This is a genomic window from Vibrio sp. 10N.222.48.A3 (assembly GCF_041475345.1).
In the GTDB taxonomy this organism is placed as follows: Bacteria; Pseudomonadota; Gammaproteobacteria; order Enterobacterales; family Vibrionaceae; genus Vibrio; species Vibrio tasmaniensis_A.
In genome coordinates, this window is record NZ_JBFRVX010001107.1 from 1 (window position 1) to 4,055 (window position 4,055).

Here is a 4,055-nt window from a genome sequence, read left to right on the forward strand (position 1 = left end):
GCTGAAGATGTAATCAAGCTAAAGGACATTAAAAAAGCCCTTTATCAGAGCTTTGTTAATGGTTTCAATGAGCGTGAGGTTTAGTGCCTGACGAATAGAGACTAGAGTTAAACAGAGCCAATGATACGTTTACTCGATTTGTGATGAAGCTTAAGTGCGAGTAACGAGCCCCATAGAGCGACTTGTATCCATAGCAATGTCCATTGAGACGCTACCTCTTGCCAAGATGCCCCCATCTGATTGAGCGCTAAAAAACCTTGGATAGCGGGTGTGCTTGGGAATAACTGTGACAGCAGTACTAACCATTCAGGCATCATTTCAACAGGCCAGATAAAACCTGAAGAGAAGATCAGCGGCATTGAACTGATTAACACCAAAACCGTGACTAACTCTCTTCTTGGCACTAGCTCACCAATAAAAATCCCGATCAAACAACTAGCCAATAAGAAGGGTAGCAGTAAGGTCAAAATGTTTGTTATGGAGGCAAGTAGGTTAATGCCATACATCGAAAAGCTCGCGCCGAAGTAGTACATCGACAACAAGTAATATATGCCGACTAAGGTACAGCAGCGAGCAAGTATCAGTTTCGCTGGAGAGGTCTTACTCCAATAGCCAAACGTCGATTGAGCGTTTTGGGTCGCGCCAACTAAACCAGAAGCCATGGCTAAGGTTTGTTGCAGGATCAACACAAAGACGGCTGGAACCACGTAATCAATGTAGCCCATGCGACTATTGAAGGTTGGTTTTAGGTTCAAGCTGAATGCACTGTAGCCTTTGGCTGCGGATTCTAACGGCACACCTTCAACTAACAAGTGACTGACCTTTACTTGCGCAGCTAACGTGCCGCCTGCCTTGGCAAGCCCTTCAACAATGGTTCCGTAGACCAAGAAGTAAGATGCATCACCAGCGTAAGAAAGCGTCGGGCTCTTACCTAGGAGCAAGTCTTTATAGAAGTTCTCTGGGATGACGAGGAACCCACCAATCTCTTGATTAAGAACAGCTTGCTTAGCATCGGCGATGGTGGAGTCGCGGCGTACCAAGTCAATTTGAGACGTGGCATCTACCATTCTTTCTAACTGGTAGCTGCTTTGGCTCTTATCCAAGTTCACAACGGAAGCTTTAAGCTGTTGAGGAACTTGATTTGCGTAAGGCAGCGGATACAAGAATGAATAGAAGACCACACCACCAAATACCGTTAGAAGTACAACAGGGTTGCGAATTACCGCTAACAGTTCTTGTTTTAGCAGTTGAGTAAAGCTCATTGTTTTACTCCTTGTTCTGCTTCGTTTTTAGTTTTAGCTGAGAGTGATGCTTGCATTAGATGTTTCTTAATTAATAATATAACCACCAATGTAGGAACGGCATACCACAACATAGAAGAGAGGCTGATCAAAGACTGTGCCGCGCTTACGCCATAACTAGACTGTGCCGTTTGTACTTCGATGTAATGACTTACGGGTAATAAGCTTCTCCAGATTTGCGCTGCCGTGTTCATGTCGGTTACTGGAAAGGTAATCCCCATGAACGCAAAGCTTGGTGCTGTGAAGGCGCCAGCGAAACTCATCGCCCTTGCAGGATCAAGCGTTAAGAAGAAAAACAAACAACCCATGATGATGCAACTGATGACGGTAAGCAGTTGGGCGACGGTCAGTGCCACAAAACTGCCGTTAAACGGCCAGTCTAAAAGGACATAGAACCAAAAGCTAAACGCGATACCAAACATCAAAAATAAGACAAGGTAGGGCGTTAATGTTGATGTTAGTGACTTCATCGGGGCGTTGGATAACCAAGCATCAAGGCCACGAGCTCTAACGTTCGCCGTCAAAACCAATATCGTGCCCACCACAATCATGATCTGCCATAGTGCAGGAATAACCGCAGACACCAAGAACTGAGCATAACTGGTGTTCTTGTTGAACAGTGGCGTGATCTGGCTTTGCACTGTTACTGCTTGGCCTAATGCGGATTGCACCGTGGTATCACCGTGTGATAACTGCTTAACGACCTCAAGTTGCGCGTTAAAAGTCCCTTGAGCCTGCAACAACGCGGAATTCACTAGCTTACCTATCAAGATAAATTGGCTGTTGTAGAACACAGACATTTGCGGATTCAATCCGAGCAGAAGGTCTCGGTCAAAATGCCTTGGTATCACAACATAACCGTAGATATCACGTTCAATCATCGCTTTCGCCGCTTCACTCGCAGAGCTGTATTTCTGAGTGACTTGCAGCGTTGGTGATGCATCAACAAGGCGTGTGAACTGCTGCGAAATTTGGCTGTGTTCCAAGTCAACAACCGCAACCGGTAAGTCACGAGCGATCCCTTGTGAAAAAATCAGCCAAATACTGGCAGCAAGCAGCAAAGGTATCCAAGTTAGGCAAGACAACAACCATTTGTCTTTGCGGACAATCGCCCACTGCCTAAGCAAGGTATTCTTCGCTCTATGATGCTCAGTTGATTGCGAGGCTGTAGATTGCGAGCCTTTAGATTGTGAGCTTTTAGATTGCGAACCTGTAGATCGATAGTTAGCAGACATACGTCACCTAAAGCTCAACCACAAGGCTCATGCCCATACGCAGTGTTTCGCTAGTATTAACAGGGTGCGCTTCTACTTCAAAAGTACGTAAGTCGAAGCCTTGTGCTGCGTCTGTTGAACGCCAAGTAGCGAAATCACCCATTACGGCAATGTGAGTTACTTGGAAAGTTAATGATTTATCTAGAGCCGGTAGATACGCCTCAAACTGGCTGCCTTTCTCGAAATGCTTAAGCATGTCTTCACGCACATTAAGTACTGCCCATGCATCTTTGGTGTCGATAACAGTCACAACAGGGAAGCCTTGTGGTGCGAGCTCACCGCTGCTCAATAGTACCTGAGACACTTCGCCATTAAACCAACTGTGGATCTGCGTGTCTTTTGCGTAAGCTTCAACTTCCGCCACCGCACCTGCCGCCATTAATGCTTTTTGAGCGGCTGCCACTTTGGTTTCGTCACGAGCGCCTTCTCGTGCCAATTGATACATTTGGAACGCAGCGCTTTCCGTGTACTTCGCTGCTTGCCACTGTGTTTTGGCTTCATCGCGTTTTTGCTCGGCAACCACACCATCGTTGTAAAGGTTATTGACACGTTGATAAGTTTTGTCCATGAGATCGGCGGCTGCTTTTGCCTTCAACCACTGGTCTTTAGCAGCTTGGATCTGTTGAGTACGCGCACCATTCTCAGCTTGTTTTGCTAATGCGCCCGCAGCTTTTTGACCTGCTTTTGCTTGTTCTAGCTTCGCGTCAATCTCAGGGCTAAGAAGAGAAAAGATCAATTCGCCTTTTTCAACCGAATCGCCTTTACGCACGAATATTTCATCAATTCTGCCAGGTACTTTCGATGAGATGCTGTATTGCTGCGCATCGATTTGACCTTGAAGCTTAACAGGCTGAGGTTGATAAGCTTGGTAAAAACTGTATCCGACCCAGCCAATAACGCCGATACCAACTAAAGATAGAAGAAGGGGCTTAATAGGTTTCATGAATTATCCTTTTGACTGGCTATCGGTGTCTGTTTTTGAGTCGAAGTCAGACGGAACAGAAGAGGTTAAGTAACTCGAGTAAGCATTCATTTCGCTGGTTAGCGCTAATAGCTTGTTCAGAGAGATTAGGTATTTGAATCGCGCAGCAGATTGCTGGGTTTTGATGCTCGCAAGGTAGAGCTCTGCATCAACCACTTCTAGCGAGTTCGAAAGTCCTTGAGTGAAGGCTTTTTTACGAAGTGAAAGGTTTTCTTGAGCTAAAGACAGACTTGAGTTGAGGCCTTGAACTTCTTCAATTGCTTGGTTCGCTTCAAGATAGGTCTTTTGTACCAAAACGGTTAAGTCTTGCTTGGCTTGCGACTTAAGAAACTGGACTTGAGACACGGCGCTATGAGCGGCAGCGACTTTGTCGGAACGACCTGACGTGTCAAGTAGCGGTACATTCACACCAATACCGACTAACCAATCGGGTTTCATTTCACTGGCTAGCGAGTCATCTTCGTACAGGCTGTAATCACCGTAAAGGTAAACTTCTGG

4 protein-coding genes are annotated in these 4,055 nt (G+C 46.0%); all 4 read right to left on the reverse strand.

The window, feature by feature from the left end; genetic code table 11:
• Positions 1–107: 107 nt before the first annotated feature.
• The gene (locus AB4653_RS24035) at positions 108–1,262 is read right to left on the reverse strand and encodes an ABC transporter permease (protein ID WP_102257303.1); all 1,155 of its coding nucleotides are present in this window, start codon (positions 1,260–1,262) and stop codon (positions 108–110) included.
• Positions 1,259–2,536 carry an ABC transporter permease gene (locus AB4653_RS24040; RefSeq protein ID WP_102257302.1) on the reverse strand — a complete coding sequence of 426 codons (1,278 nt, stop codon included), beginning with the start codon at positions 2,534–2,536 and terminating at the stop codon, positions 1,259–1,261. Before AB4653_RS24040 ends, AB4653_RS24035 begins: the two co-directional genes overlap by 4 nt.
• Before the next feature lie 7 nt (positions 2,537–2,543).
• Positions 2,544–3,518 carry an HlyD family secretion protein gene (locus tag AB4653_RS24045; RefSeq protein WP_004733580.1) on the reverse strand — a complete coding sequence of 325 codons (975 nt, stop codon included), beginning with the start codon at positions 3,516–3,518 and terminating at the stop codon, positions 2,544–2,546.
• Positions 3,519–3,521: 3 nt separating this feature from the next.
• On the reverse strand, positions 3,522–4,055 hold a 534-nt coding region (locus tag AB4653_RS24050; protein ID WP_372105502.1), incomplete at its 5' end, for a TolC family protein.